The organism is Paraburkholderia sp. A3BS-1L, from assembly GCF_051125215.1.
Classification (GTDB): Bacteria; Pseudomonadota; Gammaproteobacteria; order Burkholderiales; family Burkholderiaceae; genus Paraburkholderia.
This window is the reverse complement of sequence record NZ_CP120446.1, coordinates 389,295-405,996: the sequence shown is the minus strand read 5'-3', so window position 1 is coordinate 405,996 and position 16,702 is coordinate 389,295. Positions and strand designations below refer to the sequence as shown.

Below are 16,702 nucleotides of genomic sequence, written 5' to 3'. Positions count from 1 at the left end.
CGGGTGCGTGCTGCGTGCGCGCCGTTCGCGAATGCCAGATCACTGGGCGCCCGCAATAGATAGTGGGCTGTCCGTGATGCTCATCCCCCAACGGTCCGCGAATTGAGGCAAGCAACGATCCGCCGTCCGGATGCCGATACGCGCGGATAGGGTTTTTTGTTCGTCGAGATCTCCACGTGCACCAGACCTCGATCAAGCAGGGAACGGAAATCGACTCGATGGATGTCGGCCTGAGACGGCGTACTGGCAACAACCATGAGCGTGGCAATCTCGTGCGCGCTTAACATGACAGGTATCCGAATTAAATGCTGACTGTAGACCGAACACTGACCTGATCCAGAAGTATCCCGATTGGCCTTTGTCTGAAAATTGATCTGCATCAAACTGCGGGTAGCCTGTCACGCAACGCATCCCGATGCTCGATGACCTGCGAAGACGCGCGCGATGTGCACGCCACGGACATAACGGTTGAACGCCTGCCTGTCTCAGGCATTACCAGATGAGTCCGTCGTCAACTGTTCAATCGTGCTGCGCGGAATAGAAAGCCTGATTTCGAACCCGCGATCCGGCCGCGGGCCTATGACCGCGGTTCCCTGCAGGCGTCGTACGCGGTCGCGAATACTGGCGAGCCCCGAAGAGGGAGTCGCGCCAGCCGGCCGAGGATCGCCCGATGCAATCGGCGTACCGTCGTCCTGTATTGACAGGTCGCACATCGATGCAGTGCAGCGAAAATTGATGCGGACTTCAGTCGCGGCACCAGCATGCCGGGCGATATTGGTTAGGCCTTCCTGAACGATGCGAAACAGCGCGGTCGATGCAGCGTCGTTGAACGCGATCTCGCTGGCATCGCAGCGCGCCAGTACGCCGGGTCACTCACCGGGGTTGGGTTGGTCAAATAAGTTCTGGTCTGCTCAAGAAGATCGATCGCCCCCTTGATATGCGCCAGCTCCTGCTCCACATCGGAGTACCAGTTCATGTTCGTTATCCCGTTTTTCGTGCCGAACTGGATATTGGCTTGTTGCACTGCAGGGACGCTTGATTCAAGTCAAAACCCGATGACAGGCAAAGATTGAAGGCGATTGTCCTGGAGGCCAGGTATCAACGACCGAGGTTCACCCAGGTGGGCCCGGAGGGCACGACAGCCTGTCGGGAGCCCTGACCCGACAGGAGTATGCTCTGAATTGAGAAAAATATTGATTTCACAGTATCCGGTGAGTCGGCTTCGGCGCGTTTGGTGCCGATTGTCACTGAGTGCGCGTTGAACAACCTGCTTCGCCCGACGACCAACAATCACTTCGGCCGGGAACATTCGATGAATGGTGGTTGTACGTTGGTAAGGTGCCTTCAACATGCTGTACGATCCAGCGGCTGCATCTGGTCGGGTTATGCCTCTTGCATTGAGCCCGCACGGGGGATCATCCTCGCGCTCGGTCGTCGGGCTCTGGTCGGCCAGGAAGCGTCGTTAGCATGTAAGGGGCAGTAGGTCATTTGAGCGTCCGCACGACTCACTAAACGGCCTTTCGGTCAGCGATAATGCGCGTAGCATCATGGCCATTCCCGCCATTCCCGCCGTTCCCGCCGTTCGTGACTTCGCGGTTGCGGCCATGCACGAAATCAGGCTGCACAAGGCGCATACTCCAACTATAAGTTCCGTCCACAATACGGCAGCACAGTTGCCTCATCGTGGCGAGGTTGGAACGGGCCCTTGCGTCTTGGATGGCGGACATGCCATAAACGGAAAGATTAGAGAACAGCCAGCACCTCTTCTGGGGAGCATTCATGGACTACGAGACGTCTGCTGCGGAATTAAAGCGCAAACAACTTCACGAAGCCGCATTGGCAGCCGGACCTATGGTTCACGCGCTTCCTGAGAATGCACTCGAATCCGCCTTGGATGCGCTCGCTCGAATTACGCCCCCAGAGAAGCTTGACTTTGAGCTTCGGTTGGATCTTTGCACAATCAGCTCGCTCAATACGGTGCCGAGAGCTTTGTCGCGCAAGCCGGGAAACGTTTTGCTAAATTGGCGCAGGCTAGTTGATGTTGTTCCAGATGTCTCACTTGCAGGTTTTGGAGCGCTTACCTTGCCGGTCGTCCCGCCAGCGTGGGCGGCAGTTCTTGCTGGACTGTACATTTGGAACAAGCTCTGGCGCGGCAGTGCGGAAGAATTCTCGGATATCGAAGCCTTAACGATGCTCGCCTTGTGGCAGAACCGAAACGGTAAGAACAAGATCAATGAAGGCGACGGCTTGATGAAAACCAACGAGCTACGCGCACAATACAAAATGCCCCCACTTACCCTTGAGCAGTATGCATATACCGTCAACAGACTCGTTGAAATCGAATGCATTGAACTGAAGAACGGAGTCATCTGGCTGCGCGAGTGGGTTAGGGTCAAATATCAGTGAACCGCCTTGTCATAAGTCGTCCCCGTCAGCATTCTGACGGGTAACAAATTACATGAGGCAACAGGCGCCGCTTAGTAGCAGAAATCTTGAGTCAATGCGCGCCCCCATTCTTTGTGCCGACTCGGTGTGGTTTTCTGCCTATGGGTTCGGCTGGGGATACCGCGCCTTCGCGCTGCCATTTGAAGTCGTTTGCGGAGAGCTTGGCGCTCGCGATGAGACTGTACAGCAGGTGCGACTCGCGTTCGAGCTGAACAAACGCCGAATTCTAAGGACCGTGCAACAATTTGGAGCAGCTACAACGGGCGAGCGCATAACGCTCTCGGACGCAGATCTTCGGCGGGGGACGTCCGAACTCGACTACTTCGGAGCATAAATGCCGACAGACCGCGCCTGCCTGGATTTTGCCTTCGTCCGGTCAGGCAGATTTCAGCTCTTTCTGGATGTTTTCGGCACAAATGGCGTGGGTATACGCTGAACCTTCTCGCTTCCGCACTTCGGACAAGCCGGATGAGCGGTTTCATAATGTGACGCCATGTCGGACGGCAGTCTGGCGCTGAAGTGTATTGCCAACATGTCGAGCGACGCGACCGGAGTTCCCTTTCCGTCAGTCGCCGAGGTTCGCAGACGATACGTGCGCGAGCGCCTACGTTGCGCGATGGCGCGCCTCGCAGCATGCGACGAGGCGAACGCAATCCAGGCCGCGCGCTGGGTTACCGCATGGGATGCCTTGATCGGCGTGCAACATTTCGATAAAACGTTGCGGAAACGACGCTGGAGGGGTACGAGTCCTGTCGATTGAAGTGCTCACAGAGCCGTCTGCACGGCTCTGACCGGCCCGCCCTGCAAGAGTGCGCCCGTTGCTGGCAGACCTATTTCCAGTCCTTGCGCAGTAAGGCAGCAGCTGCGCGCAAGCGACGCTCACGCTCCTTCCTAAACCATTTCAGCGTTCTTTCCGGCTCGGCTATGGCGGCAAGCAGCGAGGCGTTGTCGCGCAAAAGTTTCTCGCTCGCAACGACGTCATTCAATGCACCGAATCGCTTCTGGATTTTCTTGAGGCGGTTCAACGTTCTCCGATGCCCTCCAGACAATACCGGCCCGAACAGTTCCAGGAGATACCGGGCCTTCTTTCCGGCCTTTCTGACATCGTGAAAAGCTGCGACGTCTGACCTCTTGGCCTGTGAAGCGCGCCTCACGCGTTTGCGCAACTGCTTTTCCGATGCTGTGACGCGGCTGTCCGAGAAAGTCTGAAGTGGTTGTCGGTCCTGTCTCGCGACCAGCGCTCCCGAGGTTTGCGAGAGTGCCTCAAGCAGCAGCGTCTTCATTTCAGGGTTCGAAAGCACCTCACGGCCGGCATCGAGCGCCTCCTGTCGGGCGTCTGATATTTCAGGAGGAAGCACCTTTGCGTCTTTCTGTTGAAGCTTTAGCAGTTCAATCAAGATGTCATAATCGCGCGCCTTGCCAGCCGAGTCGGCGAGTGACCTGAAGAAGTCGCGCTGCCGGGTATTTTCCCCCGCGTCGAGCAAGGGGCGGTAGGACCACCATAACGCTCGCAGGCGGCGCATGGTAATGCGCAACTGATGAAGTCCTTCGGCGGAAGGGTCGCTGGCGACTCCCTTCGCCTGTTCGATTGCCTCGTCGACAATTGGCGACGCAATGTCCGAAAATGCTGCCTCGGCGCATGGTTCGGGTGGCTCGCGTTGGTCCATTTCCCCGTTGCTCATTCGCCCTCCCAGCCCGTGCTTGATCACCTGCATCGCCCATCACGACGCCACCATCAATATGATCAAGGGAGCATCGGTTTTCTTCAAGATAACGTGAACACATACTGGTTTACCGTCCGTTGACGGAATTGCGACGGTTGGCTACGTTGAAGCTTTTTTGCGTAGCACTCCAAGCATGAGCCCTCCAGCTTACGAATCCCTGAATCCCGTAGAAACCATCGTCGATGGCGACAGGCACAGCGGCACGTATCGGGTGATGACCGGTTCGGTCATCGTCTATTACGGGGGCGAGGTCAAATTCGCTTCAGTTGGTATGGACCGACCGGAACTGGTCGCGAAGTGGCTCCTGACCGATCTCGTCCGGCGAGCGGAGTCGAACAGGCGAAAGCGCCCACGCGATTGAGAGCGTCAATGCGCTTGTATTGTTCGACGATGCGGCGCGCGTTTTCGGCATGCGAGCGGCGGATTGCGATGCAGAGCTGCCGTCTGGACGTCCAAATGATTGTCTCAGCGAGTGGCGCTTCATGGCCGGTTGCACTCGTTGACGTAGGCGCCGTAAAAGTTGCCTTTGACGATTTCAACGTCTGGTCCGTGGAAGAATCATCGAACTGGTGCAATCGGCTATGACCCGTCATTCGACGTTGTACAGGTTGGGACATTCAGGTGTCTGCTACGCATTGGCAAATCGTCATTCTGTCGATGAAGTCGAAGAAAAGCTTCAGAGAAACTTCACCCATTAGTCTTTCGGCAAAACTGGGTTCATGACCGGCGCCCCCTGCCGCATGACGGTCAGAGAGCTAAAGGGCGACGTAAACACCTCCAGAAGCAACGCGGCGAATCGCGGCGAGGAGATCGTTAGCCAGATTCGGCTTGGCGATAAAGCCAGTCGCTCCCGCTTCGAACGCGCATCGCGCGTTGTCCATGGTCGCGAGCGCAGTGCCCAGGATGGTGCGCAATGACGGATGTTGCCCCTTTATTTCGCGAATAAGTTCTTCCGCCGGCAGAACCTGTACCGGCAAACCAAGCATCAATATGTTGATGCCGGTGGACCGAAGAATCCCCTAACATGAACGCTTCCTCTATTGGAGGCTTATGTCACTGGTGGCCCCGATTAGTGCCCGGACAGAAGCGCGCATGGTTTCGTCTGGATCGACTATCGCGATTCCGATCATGAGCGGGCCTCTTTGGTGCGTGTAGCGAAAACGCTATCTCGGCACCTACGTAAGACTGATCTGTACGCGACGTGAGGTGGTTATATTACCGCGCTTCACTTGCGTGGGCGCAGCAAGTGGCGGACGCAAACGCGTACCTGCCGACGTTGGCACCGCGGACGTGGCGATACGGTTGACATGCGTCAAGGCAATACACGAGCTGGTGTCGAGAATGGTTTCTCCAATCCATGGAGGAGGTTCGTCATGAATGAACAAGCTACAAAATTGCCTGTAAAGAAAGAGGTCGATACGGCGCCGCCCGCAGGCCCGTTACAGGCATGGCACCCGGTTGAAAGCCTGCGCCGGGAGGTTGATCGTCTCTTTGAAGAATTCGACCGCGGTGTTGGAATCCTGCCGTTCCGGCGCTCTTTCTTCAGTCTTGAGCCATTCTGGCGTCGCGAGCGGGCCTGGGTGTCGGCGCCCGCCGTAGACGTGTCGGAGACCGAAAAGGCTTACGAGATCGTAGCCGAGTTGCCTGGAATCGACGAGAAGGACATCGAGGTGAAACTGGCCAATGGCGGTCTCACAATCAAGGGTGAGAAGCGCGAGGAGAAAGAGGAAAAGAAGAAAGATTACTACCTCCACGAACGTCGTTTCGGAGCCTTTGAACGTTACTTCCAGATGCCGGAGGGCGTCGATCGCGACAAGATCGAGGCAAGCTTCAAGAAAGGCATCCTGACGGTGACCCTGCCCAAGACGCAAGAAGCACAAAACGCCGAGAAAAAAATTCCTGTCAAAGCGGCCTGATTCCCGTCATTGTCGTGAACCTAAAATCCGTCTATCAGGAGTGCGATTATGTATAGATTCATCCGTACCGCGACGGTCAAGAACGCGGCGCAACTGCCATCGGCACTGGCTTTCGCATCGCAGGTTACCGCCCATCTCAACAAGAGCTATTCGCTCAATATGCGTTTCGGCGCCGAGCAATTCGGCAGCCCAAAGATCCATTGGCACTTCGATGCCAACAGTCTCGACGAGATGCAGAAGGTCAACGAAAAACTGATGGAGGACCGCGACTATAGCGCGTTGCTCGAAAAGTACAAGGACGTCTGGGCGGACGGCACCATGCACGACACCATCGTTCGCCTGGCCTGAGCGGGGTATCTCGTAGAGAAAACCAGCGGGGTCCTTGTCGGCGTTCAGCTCTAAGCTCCAGCATCCATCAGGCGTGACTTGGGGAACCGGCCCCCACTCATCGGCAGCGGAGTCGATCTTCGCGATCGATGCCCCGTTGAGGTGGTGGGGCGTCGGGGGCTCTCACTTGAGTCGCAGCGCGACATATCAACCTGCCCGGCTTTCGCGCTTCCGCGCCCCGGACTGAGTTCAGTATCCAAATCGCTGCCCTCTGATACAGGCCTCCGCCGTGATCATCGCTGTAACTCCGCCAAACCAGACTGCAGCTTCAGGCTGGTTGTCGACTGACGGTCCGTTCATGCCGGTGCATGACGCAGGCCATCCGAGCCCCGCTGACACTGAAAACGAAGCGCTCTCCCAGTTTCGGGAAGCAACGGGTGACGGTCTGGGCTTCCCAGAAAGCAGCAGATTCGTCCAGCCAGGTAAAGCGGTCATCCCTTTAATAAGCGGAGGCAACTATGGCCGCAAGGCAGAGAAAGAACAATAGCGACGAAAAATCTGAACCGGGCAATGATGTGGTTGTGGTGCAAATAGCGACCTACGAATCGGTTAGAGTGGCGGGCTGAGCAATTTTAGGGCTCGGTATGAGCAAACTGAAGAATCTGGACGGGCTGTTCGCTGGCCGTCACTTTGACCGCGACGTGATCATTCTTTGTGTGCGATGATATCTGCGCTACAAACTCAGCCTGCGCGATCTCGTCGAGATGATGGCTGAGCGAGGGTTGTCGCTTGCCCACACGACGATCCTGCGCTGGGTGCGGCGCTATACGCCTGAGTTCGTCAAGCGCTGGAACCACTTCGCCATGTCTGCGGGGCGGTCCTGGCGGGTTGACGAGACGTATCTCAAGATCCGGGGCAAATGGGTTTATCTATATCGGGCGGTGGATCGGAGCGGCCAGACGGTAGACTTCATGCTCAGGGCAAAGCGCGATGTGGCTGCAGCGAAGGCCTTTTTCAGCAAGGCAATCAAGCATCAGGGCCGACCACCGGAGACGGACACGCTTGATGGGTATGCCGCGTCGCATCGAGCCGTGCGTGAGATGAAAATTGATGGCCTGCTTCCCGAGGGCACGAAGGAGCGCTCTTCGAAGTACCTCAACAACCTGATCGAGCAGGACCATCGCCACATCAAGTCCAGAACGAACGTGATGCTCGGGTTCAAACGTTTCAGAACTGCCGCGACCACGATATCAGGCATCGAGTTGATGCATCGCATTCGCAAGGGGCAGTTCGACCTATCCGCTCTCGCGCTTGAGGACATCACTGCTTCCTCTGTCTGGAGCGCTGTCCTTTTCAATCGATAAGGTATCCATATTTGTAAGAGACATCGCGGACTCGCCATCTATTTGCACCAGATCCATCGATGCCAATGAGCGCGACTTGTGCGATCCCGCGCTGCAACAGGACGCTGCGGCGATCGTGGCCCTTTGCAATAGCCAGCGCGAGGCGCTGACGCAGTTGCGCCGGCATCTCGATCAGCGTGTGCGCCAGGGACGCGTCGTGGAGGGCCACGGAGACTTGCGCCCCGAGCACGTTTGTCTCATGAAGCCGGTGCAGATCATCGACTGCCTGACGCTCTCGAAGGTGCTGCGCACCGTCGATTGCGCAGACGAAATCGCATTTCTTGCGCTGGAATGCGAGCGACTCGGCGCGAAGCAGATCGGTCGAGTCCTTTTGCGCGAGTGGCGACCGGCCGGAAGCGGCGCTGCTGCACTTCTACCAAAACCTGCGCGCGGCCGTACGCGCTCGTCTCGCGGCGCTGCATCTGCGCGCGGCGGCGTATCGCGGCTCGCCGCGCTGGATCGAGCGTACACGGTGCGATCTGGGACTTGCCAGCGCGCATCTGCAACGCTGCAGGCGACTGCTGCACGCGCGTGCTGGACTGCTCGGCTGAGCCCGACTGGCTCTCGTGGATGGGCCAGATACATTGATGTGCGTCAACCCCGGCAGGCTCGCCGAACCTAACCTCATCGCACGAGGGGCGTAACGCTTTCCCGGCGCGCCACCCCGATCATCGGAACAGGAGCCGAATCATGCATATCGGAAGAATCAGCACCCAGCCCGTCGAATCCTGCACGACCGAATGTAGCGCGCTACAGTTGGCCGAACGTATGCGTCATTCGCACGTGGGCGATATCGTCGTGGTCGAATATCGCAATGGCGACGCCGTGCCGGTTGGACTGGTGACGGATCGGGATCTCGTGGTCGAAGTGATGGCGAGAGGCGAGGATCCGGGCGGGGTCACGGCCGCTCAGATCATGTCGCGCGGTCTGATTGTCGTGGCCGAGACCGACGAGATCGCCGGCGCGCTCGACGAGATGCGTCGCTCGGGCATTCGCCGGCTACCGGTGGTGGACGACGCGGGACGACTTACCGGTATCGTTACGCTCGACGACATTGTGGAATATCTCGCCTCGCTGCTCGGCGGAGTGTCCGAAGTCCCCAAACTTCAAGAAATTGAGGAACAACGCTTTCGCGCGTAGCCGATGCTGCGGCAGCGCCGGAACTGGCAAGGCGAAGGCAACCGGCAATGAAATTGATGGATGAAAGCGCAGGAGAGGACGCAGCGGCTCGCACAAGTGCCTTGAGCCTCTTCCTGTGCGGCGATGTCATGACGGGGCGCGGCATCGACCAGGTCCTGCCGCATCCGGCCAGGCCTCAGCTGTTCGAGCCTTTTGTCCGGTCTGCGAAGCAGTATGTGAAGCTCGCGGAGCGGGCCACGGGCAAGCTGCCATTACCGGTCGGCTACGCGTATCCGTGGGGTGACGCCCTCGCCGTGCTTGCGAGGCGCCAGCCGCACGCGCGCATCGTGAACCTCGAGACGTCGGTGACCGCAAGCGCTGAACACTGGCACGGCAAATCCATTCACTACCGCATGCACCCGGCCAATCTCGCGTGTCTGAGCGCGGCGGGCATCGACTGCTGTGTGCTCGCGAACAATCACGTGCTGGACTGGGGTGCGGCGGGTCTGAACGAAACGCTCAGTTCGCTGCACGACGCCGGAATTCTCACGGCCGGCGCCGGGCGCAATGCGGAAGAAGCCGCCGCGCCCGCCATCATCGATATTGCCGGACATGGCCGGGTGCTCGTCTATGCATACGGGAGCGAGTCAGCCGGCGTGCCCGGGGACTGGGCAGCCGCCGCACGGCGGGCCGGTGTCAACGTGCTTCCCGATCTTTCCGCAAAAAGCGCTGGAGAGATTGCATGCCGTGTTGCCAAGGCCCGCCGGCCGGGCGACGTCGTCGTGATATCGCTGCATTGGGGCAGCAATTGGGGCTTCGATGTCTCGCACGCCGAGCGTGCATTTGCGGAGCGCCTTATCGATGCTCGCGCGGCGGATGTGATCCACGGCCATTCGTCGCACCATATCAGGGGCATCGAAGTCTATCGTGGCAAGCCTGTGCTCTATGGCTGCGGCGACTTCCTGAACGACTACGAAGGCATTGTGGGCAACGAAAACTATCGGCCCGATCTCACGCTCATGTATTTTCCGGTCATGGATCCGGCAAAAGGAACCCTCGTGGAATTCACGGCAGAACCAATGCAGATACGGCATTTGCGCGTGGGGCACGCGCCGGACGAGGGGGCTGCATGGCTGCATGCAACGCTGCTGAGGGAGTGCGCGCGCTACGGCGTGGCGGTGGAGCGTGGCGCACCCACGAACACCTTCACGCTGCATTGGTGAAGGGGACGGAACCCGCAAGCAACGCGTCGACTTCGGGCTACGGCGTGCGCATGGCGCGCAGGCCGGTCTACTATTCGCACGCGCAAACTGCCTGGCCGAAATCGAATCTCGCGAACCCGGTTAGTCGGACGCCCGCACAGTGCTCGATCGAGCTGAATCAACGCTCTCCGAAGCGCTGCGTGCCCCTGCAGGCTTCCCCGGGCTCTGGTGCAAATAGGGGCGGCGAATGGGTTAGAGTTGTCGGAACAAAACGAACTGATGACCCGCAATGAGTAAGCTGAAGAATTTGGAGAATTTGTTCGGCGGACGCCATTTTGATCGGGAGATCATCATCCTGTGCGTTCGCTGGTACCTGCGCTACAAGCTCAGCCTGCGCGATCTGGTCGAGATGATGGCCGAGTGGGGATTGTCGCTGGCTCACACGACGATTCTGCGCTGGGTGAGGCGCTATACGCCTGAGTTCGTCAAACGCTGGAACTGCTTTGCTACACCTGCGGGTCGCTCATGGCGTGTCGACGAGACCTACCTGAAGATTCGCGGCAGGTGGGTCACTTGTACCGTGCAGTGGATCGGGCTGGCCAGACGGTGGACTTCATGCTCGGGGCGAGGCGCGACGTGGCCGCGGCCAAAGCCTTTTTCAGCAAGGCCATCAAGCATCAAGGCCAGTCGCCGGAGACCATTACGCTCGATGGCTACGCTGCCTCCCACCGCGCGGTGCGCGAGATGAAGGCCGATGGTCTGTTTCCAGAAGACACGAAGGTTCGGTTATCTAAATATCTGAACAACGTGATCGAGCAGGACCATCGCCACATCAAATCCAGAACGAACGTGATGCTTGGATTCTAGCGATTCAGGAGCGCCGCGGCCACGATTTCAGGCATCGAGTTGACGCATCGCATTCGCAAGGGGTAGTTCGATCTCGCGAAGCTCGGCCTTAATGATGTCGCTGCGCCTGCTATATGGAATGCAGTCCCGTTCAATTGATAAGGTATCCTACCTATATGAAATTTCTCAACCCATTCACATATTTGCACCAGAACCCCTGAAACTACCAAAATTTTCCCGTTAATCGAAGATTCGACTACCCATCCGCCACTGAAGCGATTGTCTTCTTCGAGTGTCTCAGAGGTGTGCTGAGTGGAAAATGTACCTGTTTTTTACGCATAAGTTTCAATCACATGAAATTAGGAATCGGATAAATAGTGGTCAATTCTCGGATACATTCTGGTCGAAATCTTGGTGGCGAATTGCCGCCTCTGTACCCTGTGATGCAACGATCACCCCATCAATCGCTGCCATGTTTGAAGCTTCAGTTTGCGCTCCCTCTAGGTTCTGTTCACATTCTCACGAGCGGTCCAAAGGCACAGGCAAGCGAAGCGAAGGCGAGATAGTTCCCTGCGAGCTTGTCGTAGCGAGTGGCGACACGACGAAAATGTTTGATGCGACTGAAAAAGCGTTCGACGATGTTCCGAGTCCGATACAGCACGCGGCTATAGCGACGCTTGGTCTTCCGGTTCGAACGCGGCGGGATTACGGCCTTCGCACGCGTAGTGCGGATACTTTCCACAAAGGCGTTCGAGTCGTAGCCCTTGTCAGCGATGACCGCACCGGTGCGCAAATGCTCAACCAGTTCATTCGCGCACGTAATATCGGAAACTTGTCCCTCGGTGGCAATCAACCGCAGGGGGCGTCCGGCGTCATCGACAGCCAGGTGCAACTTGGTGGTCAATCCACCTCGCGAGCGACCGAGCGCTTGCGGACCGTTTTTTTTCGAGCTCCGGACGAATGCTGGTGCGCGCGCACGATGGTCGAATCGATCAACACATGCTTGATCTCGGTTTCGTCGGCCACAGCGTGGATCACGGTTTCCCACACACCCTTGCGACGCCACCGGGAGAAACGCATGTACACCGTATGCCATCGGCCGAACGCCTTCGGCAAATCGCGCCACGGGCAGCCGGTCCGGCCGATCCAGAGGACAGCTTCGACAAACCAACGATTGTCGGTCGCCGTTCGCCCTGGATCGCCTTCCTTGCCCGGCAAGACGGATTCGATTCGTGCCCATACTTCATCGCTCAATAACGTTCGAATCATCTTGGCCTGCTCGCGCAAAAGACAAGATGTAAACACATTTCATCGAATGTAAACAGCCCCTAGGGAGGAGGGCTTCCTCATAATTTCGATCGTGGAGCGTCGCTAAATCGTAGCACTTGGAGCTTCGTATGCCTGCGACGCAGTCTGATGACCTGTTGACACATTTAATGTGCTCTACGACCGGCGCTTTCGAAAGCGAAACGCGTATGCCGACCAGCAACGCTGGCATGCAGCATTACTCTCAACAACGCACGCCTGCTAATGACGTGCCTCCGCTCGGTGAAAAGAAGGTCCGTGCAATGCAGCTTAGCAGGTTGCGGAAATACACCCGCGACGGAAGCGGCCTTCCTCGATTTACACGCCTGCCGCCGCTAAATTTTTCGCAATGTGCAATTTCAACGCGAATTCAACATTTTTTCGGTGGGTTGAGGCCCATTTCTGTCCTCGTTTCCACGCTTCGCGCTGCTATGGACGGATTTGTCCCAACGATCGCATGCGCACCAGGTTGTACGCCGCCATGTTCAACACGAACATCTGGTCCACCTTCTTCAAGCCGCGCACCATCACCTGGCGCATGCGCCCCACGGTCTTGGCGCAGCCGAAACCTTGTTCGATCAACTTGCGCTTTTGCTGCGAAATGGCGTAGCCCGCGCTCGAGGCAATCGGATCGGGCACTGCCGAACGCCGCCCCGAAGTGTTTTGCGCAACGTGCGGTATGACCTTCATCTGCTGGCACGCCTCGATGAATTCTTGGGCATCGTATCCCTTGTCTGCACCCAACGTAATCTCTACGTTCGGATCCTCTACCGCTTGCCGTGCGTCGTGGATCATGATCTTGGCCGCTTCACGCTCGGCATGCCCGTCGGCGCGTGTCACGCGCGCGTTGACCACCAGGCCGTGCCGGTTATCGGTCAGCGTATGACCCATGTACCGCAATTCGCTGGCCGTCTTGCCTTTGCGATAGAGCTGCGCATCCGGGTCGGTCCTCGACTGATGTGTCACGTTGCTGCGTTTCTCGCCCTTGAAGTCGCCCGCGCCGCCACCATCGTTGTCCTGATCGTCACCGTTCTTGCGTACAAAGCTCTTATGTCCGGCCCACGCCTGGATCAGCGTGCCGTCCACGCTGAAATGCTCACCCGAGAGCAGGCACTTCTTCTCGGCAATGGCCACCACTTCGTTGAAGAATTCGATGACCGCATCGTGCTTGATCAATCGCTCGCGGTTCTTCGTAAAGACCGTGGGAACCCACACCTCGTCATCCATTGCCAGGCCGATGAACCAGCGAAACAAGAGGTTGTACTGGACTTGCTCCATGGGTTGGCGCTCGGAGCGGATGCTGAAAAGCATCTGAATCAGCATGGCTCGCAGCAACTTCTCTGGCGCGATGCTCGGCCGCCCGCCCTTTATGTCCGCTTCATACATCTGGGCGAACAGTCGATCCATCTTCGCCAGCGCTTCGTTTACCATCACCCGTATCGAACGCAACGGATGCGACTTGGGGACGAAGTCGTCCAGCTTGCGCATGAAAAACAGACTCTCGGTGAATGTGTCGGCGCCGCGCATGATCTCCTGAGGGCAAGTGGTAGTCCATCTATCAACGCTTCACGAACTCTGCGCGATGACGTGTTTCAGGGATCTGGTGCAAATAGATGGCGAGTCCGCGATGTCTCTTACAAATATGGATACCTTATCGATTGAAAAGGACAGCGCTCCAGACAGAGGAAGCAGTGATGTCCTCAAGCGCGAGAGCGGATAGGTCGAACTGCCCCTTGCGAATGCGATGCATCAACTCGATGCCTGATATCGTGGTCGCGGCAGTTCTGAAACGTTTGAACCCGAGCATCACGTTCGTTCTGGACTTGATGTGGCGATGGTCCTGCTCGATCAGGTTGTTGAGGTACTTCGAAGAGCGCTCCTTCGTGCCCTCGGGAAGCAGGCCATCAATTTTCATCTCACGCACGGCTCGATGCGACGCGGCATACCCATCAAGCGTGTCCGTCTCCGGTGGTCGGCCCTGATGCTTGATTGCCTTGCTGAAAAAGGCCTTCGCTGCAGCCACATCGCGCTTTGCCCTGAGCATGAAGTCTACCGTCTGGCCGCTCCGATCCACCGCCCGATATAGATAAACCCATTTGCCCCGGATCTTGAGATACGTCTCGTCAACCCGCCAGGACCGCCCCGCAGACATGGCGAAGTGGTTCCAGCGCTTGACGAACTCAGGCGTATAGCGCCGCACCCAGCGCAGGATCGTCGTGTGGGCAAGCGACAACCCTCGCTCAGCCATCATCTCGACGAGATCGCGCAGGCTGAGTTTGTAGCGCAGATATCATCGCACACAAAGAATGATCACGTCGCGGTCAAAGTGACGGCCAGCGAACAGCCCGTCCAGATTCTTCAGTTTGCTCATACCGAGCCCTAAAATTGCTCAGCCCGCCACTCTAACCGATTCGTAGGTCGCTATTTGCACCACAACCCGCTTGCGCGCATCAAGGCGTATGCGGCGGGCGGCGTGGATCCGAAGGTGATGGGCATGGGCCCGGTGCCGGCATCGAAGCGAGCGCTGGAGCGCGCGGGCTGGTCGGCTAGCGACCTCGATCTCATGGAGATCAATGAGGCGTTCGCGGCGCAGGCGCTGGCCGTGAACAAGCAGATGGGCTGGGACACGTCGAAGATCAACGTGAACGGCGGAGCGCTTGCGATCGGTCACCCGATTGGTGCATCGGGCTGCCGCATTCTGGTGACGCTGCTGCACGAGATGCAGCGCTGCGATGCGAAGCGTGGCCTGGCGTCGCTGTGCACCGGCGGCGGCATGGGTGTGGCGCTCGCGCTTGAGCTCAACTAAGGGTTACCAAGCGCAAACCAGCGCAATCAAGCTGTTCGAAAGTAATACGGTTTGCCCGCAGGGCACGACACACTGTGCACAGGCCGCAAACCGGACAAGTTTCGCGCATCACTAGACGGACACTATAAGCCGCGCGATCTTGCCCGCGTGAACTTCGCCCGGTGTGCGAGGAGCGCGGACCAGACCAGAAGGGGTGCCCCTGACCAGGCACCACCTGATCTTTTTAACTCTTTTCTCGCGGATAGATAGCATGACTAATCGTATTGCATTGGTAACAGGCGGAATGGGCGGTCTCGGTGAGGCCATCAGCGTACGGTTGTACGACGCGGGCTACAAGGTCGTCGTCACGCACTCGCCGGACAACGCAGGCGCAAAGGACTAGCTGGCCAGAAAGCAGGAGACGGGCCGCGAATTCCATGCGTATTCCATCGATGTTGCCGACTACGACTCGTGCCAGCGCGGCGCACAGAAGATCAAGGATGAAGTCGGGCCCGTCGACATTCTGGTCAATAACGCTGGCATCACGCGCGACATGACCTTCAAGAAGATGGACAAGGTCAATTGGGATGCGGTCCTGCGCACGAACCTGGACTCGATCTTCAACATCTCAAAGCGACTGTGCGACGGCATGGTCGAGCGTGCGTGGGGCCGCATCATCAACATCTCGTCGGTGAACGGCTCCAAGGGCGCCGTGGGCCAGACGAACTATTCGGCGGCAAAGGCTGGCATGCACGGCTTCACGAAGGCGCTCGCGCTGGAAGTCGCCCGAAAGGGGGTGACGGTGAATACGATCTCGCCGGGCTACCTCGCGACGAAGATGGTCACCGCCATTCCACAGGAGATTCTCGATACGAAGATCATCCCGCAGATCCCGATGGGCCGCCTCGGCAATCCGGATGAAGTCGCCGCGCTCGTGCTGTTCCTGTGCTCGGACGACGCAAGCTTCGTCACCGGGGCGAATATCCCCATCAACGGTGGCCAGCACATGCAATGACCGGCGCACTTGAGCGACCGCAGAACCTGATCATGGAATCCACCCAGCAGCTGTATCCGTGCAGGCTCACGCAGCGCGTCGTTGTGGTGAACAGGATCTACGGGCCACAGCGTCTCACGGGCAATGGTGGCAAGCCGTACCGGGAGCTGGTCTTCGAGCAGTGCAGCCATACAACGGGCTGCCCGAAGTCGACGCAATGCCCGTTGTAGCAGGTTCGTGAGCACACTACCCGTGCGCATGACACTCGTGCATGTCGCGGGTGGGACTACCGTCCACGGCCCTTGCGGCACGTGTCCACTAAAGGTTGCGGTCAATGCTGCGCGACTTCCGTGCAGGATTGACCGTGGCATCCGTTTAACGGAGCCGCCACATTGATCCCGGTTCACGTGGTTCAAAATAAGCTCGTCGCCGGTTCCAAACCCATTCCGTCAGATGGCCTGCGGTCACCACCATGCGCGACAGCCTGCGTCACGTTCTCAGTGTCGACGACTTCCAGCGATCTGCGCCGTGACGGGGTGAGGCGGTCGCGGCAGATCGTGGGGGCTTTCGCGAAGGCAGAGATGAGATTCCGCTTTTTCGCAGGCGTTCCGCCACTGAACAACACGTCTGGCGGCT

Annotated in this window: 14 protein-coding genes and 6 pseudogenes; 12 read left to right on the top strand and 8 right to left on the bottom strand. The window is 58.1% G+C overall.

The features are described from left to right. Window positions 1-485: 485 nt before the first annotated feature. Window positions 486-773 carry an ATP-binding protein gene (locus P5W99_RS37420; protein WP_434668375.1) on the bottom strand — a complete coding sequence of 96 codons (288 nt, stop codon included), beginning with the start codon at window positions 771-773 and terminating at the stop codon, window positions 486-488. Window positions 774-778: 5 nt separating this feature from the next. Then, on the bottom strand, window positions 779-976 hold the full coding sequence (locus P5W99_RS37415; RefSeq protein WP_434666707.1) for a hypothetical protein: 198 nt from the start codon (window positions 974-976) through the stop codon (window positions 779-781). An 803-nt stretch (window positions 977-1,779) separates the two neighbouring features. Here P5W99_RS37415 and P5W99_RS37410 point away from each other — a divergent pair. Then, entirely contained in the window at window positions 1,780-2,406 is a 627-nt protein-coding gene (locus tag P5W99_RS37410; RefSeq protein ID WP_434666704.1) for a hypothetical protein, read from the top strand. A gap of 869 nt (window positions 2,407-3,275) precedes the next feature. Here P5W99_RS37410 and P5W99_RS37405 read toward each other — a convergent pair. Continuing rightward, on the bottom strand, window positions 3,276-4,160 hold the full coding sequence (locus P5W99_RS37405) for a CHAD domain-containing protein (RefSeq protein ID WP_434666701.1): 885 nt from the start codon (window positions 4,158-4,160) through the stop codon (window positions 3,276-3,278). Window positions 4,161-4,302: 142 nt separating this feature from the next. Between P5W99_RS37405 and P5W99_RS37400 the strand changes: the two genes are divergently transcribed. Continuing rightward, the gene (locus P5W99_RS37400; RefSeq protein ID WP_434666698.1) at window positions 4,303-4,530 is read left to right on the top strand and encodes a hypothetical protein; all 228 of its coding nucleotides are present in this window, start codon (window positions 4,303-4,305) and stop codon (window positions 4,528-4,530) included. Window positions 4,531-4,924: 394 nt separating this feature from the next. Here P5W99_RS37400 and P5W99_RS37395 read toward each other — a convergent pair whose 3' ends face one another. Then, window positions 4,925-5,158, bottom strand: a complete 234-nt coding sequence (locus P5W99_RS37395) for a hypothetical protein (RefSeq protein WP_434666696.1) — start codon at window positions 5,156-5,158, stop codon at window positions 4,925-4,927. A gap of 384 nt (window positions 5,159-5,542) precedes the next feature. Between P5W99_RS37395 and P5W99_RS37390 the strand changes: the two genes are divergently transcribed. The 3 genes and pseudogenes from P5W99_RS37390 (at window position 5,543) to P5W99_RS37380 (ending at window position 7,776) form a co-directional block, all read left to right on the top strand. Further along, window positions 5,543-6,085 (top strand): Hsp20/alpha crystallin family protein, encoded by a 543-nt coding sequence (locus P5W99_RS37390; RefSeq protein WP_434666693.1) that lies wholly within the window; start codon window positions 5,543-5,545, stop codon window positions 6,083-6,085. A 48-nt stretch (window positions 6,086-6,133) separates the two neighbouring features. Then, entirely contained in the window at window positions 6,134-6,433 is a 300-nt protein-coding gene (locus tag P5W99_RS37385; protein ID WP_434666690.1) for a hypothetical protein, read from the top strand. A 623-nt stretch (window positions 6,434-7,056) separates the two neighbouring features. Next, window positions 7,057-7,776: pseudogene (locus P5W99_RS37380) on the top strand (IS6 family transposase). Here the strand turns inward: P5W99_RS37380 and P5W99_RS37375 are convergent. After that, window positions 7,766-8,005, bottom strand: a complete 240-nt coding sequence (locus P5W99_RS37375; protein WP_434666687.1) for a hypothetical protein — start codon at window positions 8,003-8,005, stop codon at window positions 7,766-7,768. The pseudogene P5W99_RS37380 and the gene P5W99_RS37375 sit on opposite strands and share 11 nt — an antisense overlap. 91 nt (window positions 8,006-8,096) lie before the next feature. On the opposite strand from P5W99_RS37375, the gene P5W99_RS37370 reads away from it, so the two are divergent. From P5W99_RS37370 to P5W99_RS37355, 4 genes and pseudogenes are all read left to right on the top strand, one after another. Further along, the gene (locus P5W99_RS37370) at window positions 8,097-8,366 is read left to right on the top strand and encodes a hypothetical protein (RefSeq protein ID WP_434666684.1); all 270 of its coding nucleotides are present in this window, start codon (window positions 8,097-8,099) and stop codon (window positions 8,364-8,366) included. A 139-nt stretch (window positions 8,367-8,505) separates the two neighbouring features. Beyond that, window positions 8,506-8,955 carry a CBS domain-containing protein gene (locus tag P5W99_RS37365; RefSeq protein WP_434666681.1) on the top strand — a complete coding sequence of 150 codons (450 nt, stop codon included), beginning with the start codon at window positions 8,506-8,508 and terminating at the stop codon, window positions 8,953-8,955. Window positions 8,956-9,011: 56 nt separating this feature from the next. Then, window positions 9,012-10,157: a CapA family protein gene (locus tag P5W99_RS37360; RefSeq protein ID WP_434668373.1), complete on the top strand. Its 1,146-nt coding sequence runs from the start codon at window positions 9,012-9,014 to the stop codon at window positions 10,155-10,157. 268 nt (window positions 10,158-10,425) lie between these two features. Next, a pseudogene (locus P5W99_RS37355) lies at window positions 10,426-11,141 on the top strand (IS6 family transposase). Between the two features lie 352 nt (window positions 11,142-11,493). Here P5W99_RS37355 and P5W99_RS37350 read toward each other — a convergent pair. From P5W99_RS37350 to P5W99_RS37340, 3 genes and pseudogenes are all read right to left on the bottom strand, one after another. Then, window positions 11,494-12,251, bottom strand: a pseudogene (locus tag P5W99_RS37350) (IS5 family transposase). A 465-nt stretch (window positions 12,252-12,716) separates the two neighbouring features. After that, the gene (locus P5W99_RS37345) at window positions 12,717-13,814 is read right to left on the bottom strand and encodes an IS5 family transposase (RefSeq protein WP_434666679.1); all 1,098 of its coding nucleotides are present in this window, start codon (window positions 13,812-13,814) and stop codon (window positions 12,717-12,719) included. Between the two features lie 124 nt (window positions 13,815-13,938). Next, window positions 13,939-14,658, bottom strand: a pseudogene (locus P5W99_RS37340) (IS6 family transposase). Between the two features lie 66 nt (window positions 14,659-14,724). On the opposite strand from P5W99_RS37340, the pseudogene P5W99_RS37335 reads away from it, so the two are divergent. The 3 genes and pseudogenes from P5W99_RS37335 to P5W99_RS37325 form a co-directional block, all read left to right on the top strand. After that, window positions 14,725-15,093: pseudogene (locus P5W99_RS37335) on the top strand (acetyl-CoA C-acetyltransferase); the annotation flags it as partial. A gap of 250 nt (window positions 15,094-15,343) precedes the next feature. Beyond that, window positions 15,344-16,087, top strand: a pseudogene (gene phbB / locus P5W99_RS37330) (acetoacetyl-CoA reductase). A gap of 32 nt (window positions 16,088-16,119) precedes the next feature. Continuing rightward, window positions 16,120-16,296: a hypothetical protein gene (locus P5W99_RS37325; protein ID WP_434666677.1), complete on the top strand. Its 177-nt coding sequence runs from the start codon at window positions 16,120-16,122 to the stop codon at window positions 16,294-16,296. The last annotated feature ends 406 nt before the right edge of the window (window positions 16,297-16,702 follow it).

Bases quoted from the DNA above. Each gene is read 5' to 3' on its own strand.
- P5W99_RS37415 (WP_434666707.1), bottom strand. From the start codon at position 976: ATGAACTGGTACTCCGATGTGGAGCAGGAGCTGGCGCATATCAAGGGG.
- P5W99_RS37410 (WP_434666704.1), top strand. From the start codon at position 1,780: ATGGACTACGAGACGTCTGCTGCGGAATTAAAGCGCAAACAACTTCAC.
- P5W99_RS37405 (WP_434666701.1), bottom strand. From the start codon at position 4,160: ATGCAGGTGATCAAGCACGGGCTGGGAGGGCGAATGAGCAACGGGGAA.
- P5W99_RS37400 (WP_434666698.1), top strand. From the start codon at position 4,303: ATGAGCCCTCCAGCTTACGAATCCCTGAATCCCGTAGAAACCATCGTC.
- P5W99_RS37390 (WP_434666693.1), top strand. From the start codon at position 5,543: ATGAATGAACAAGCTACAAAATTGCCTGTAAAGAAAGAGGTCGATACG.
- P5W99_RS37385 (WP_434666690.1), top strand. From the start codon at position 6,134: ATGTATAGATTCATCCGTACCGCGACGGTCAAGAACGCGGCGCAACTG.
- P5W99_RS37365 (WP_434666681.1), top strand. From the start codon at position 8,506: ATGCATATCGGAAGAATCAGCACCCAGCCCGTCGAATCCTGCACGACC.
- P5W99_RS37360 (WP_434668373.1), top strand. From the start codon at position 9,012: ATGGATGAAAGCGCAGGAGAGGACGCAGCGGCTCGCACAAGTGCCTTG.
- P5W99_RS37345 (WP_434666679.1), bottom strand. From the start codon at position 13,814: ATGCGCGGCGCCGACACATTCACCGAGAGTCTGTTTTTCATGCGCAAG.
- P5W99_RS37325 (WP_434666677.1), top strand. From the start codon at position 16,120: ATGGAATCCACCCAGCAGCTGTATCCGTGCAGGCTCACGCAGCGCGTC.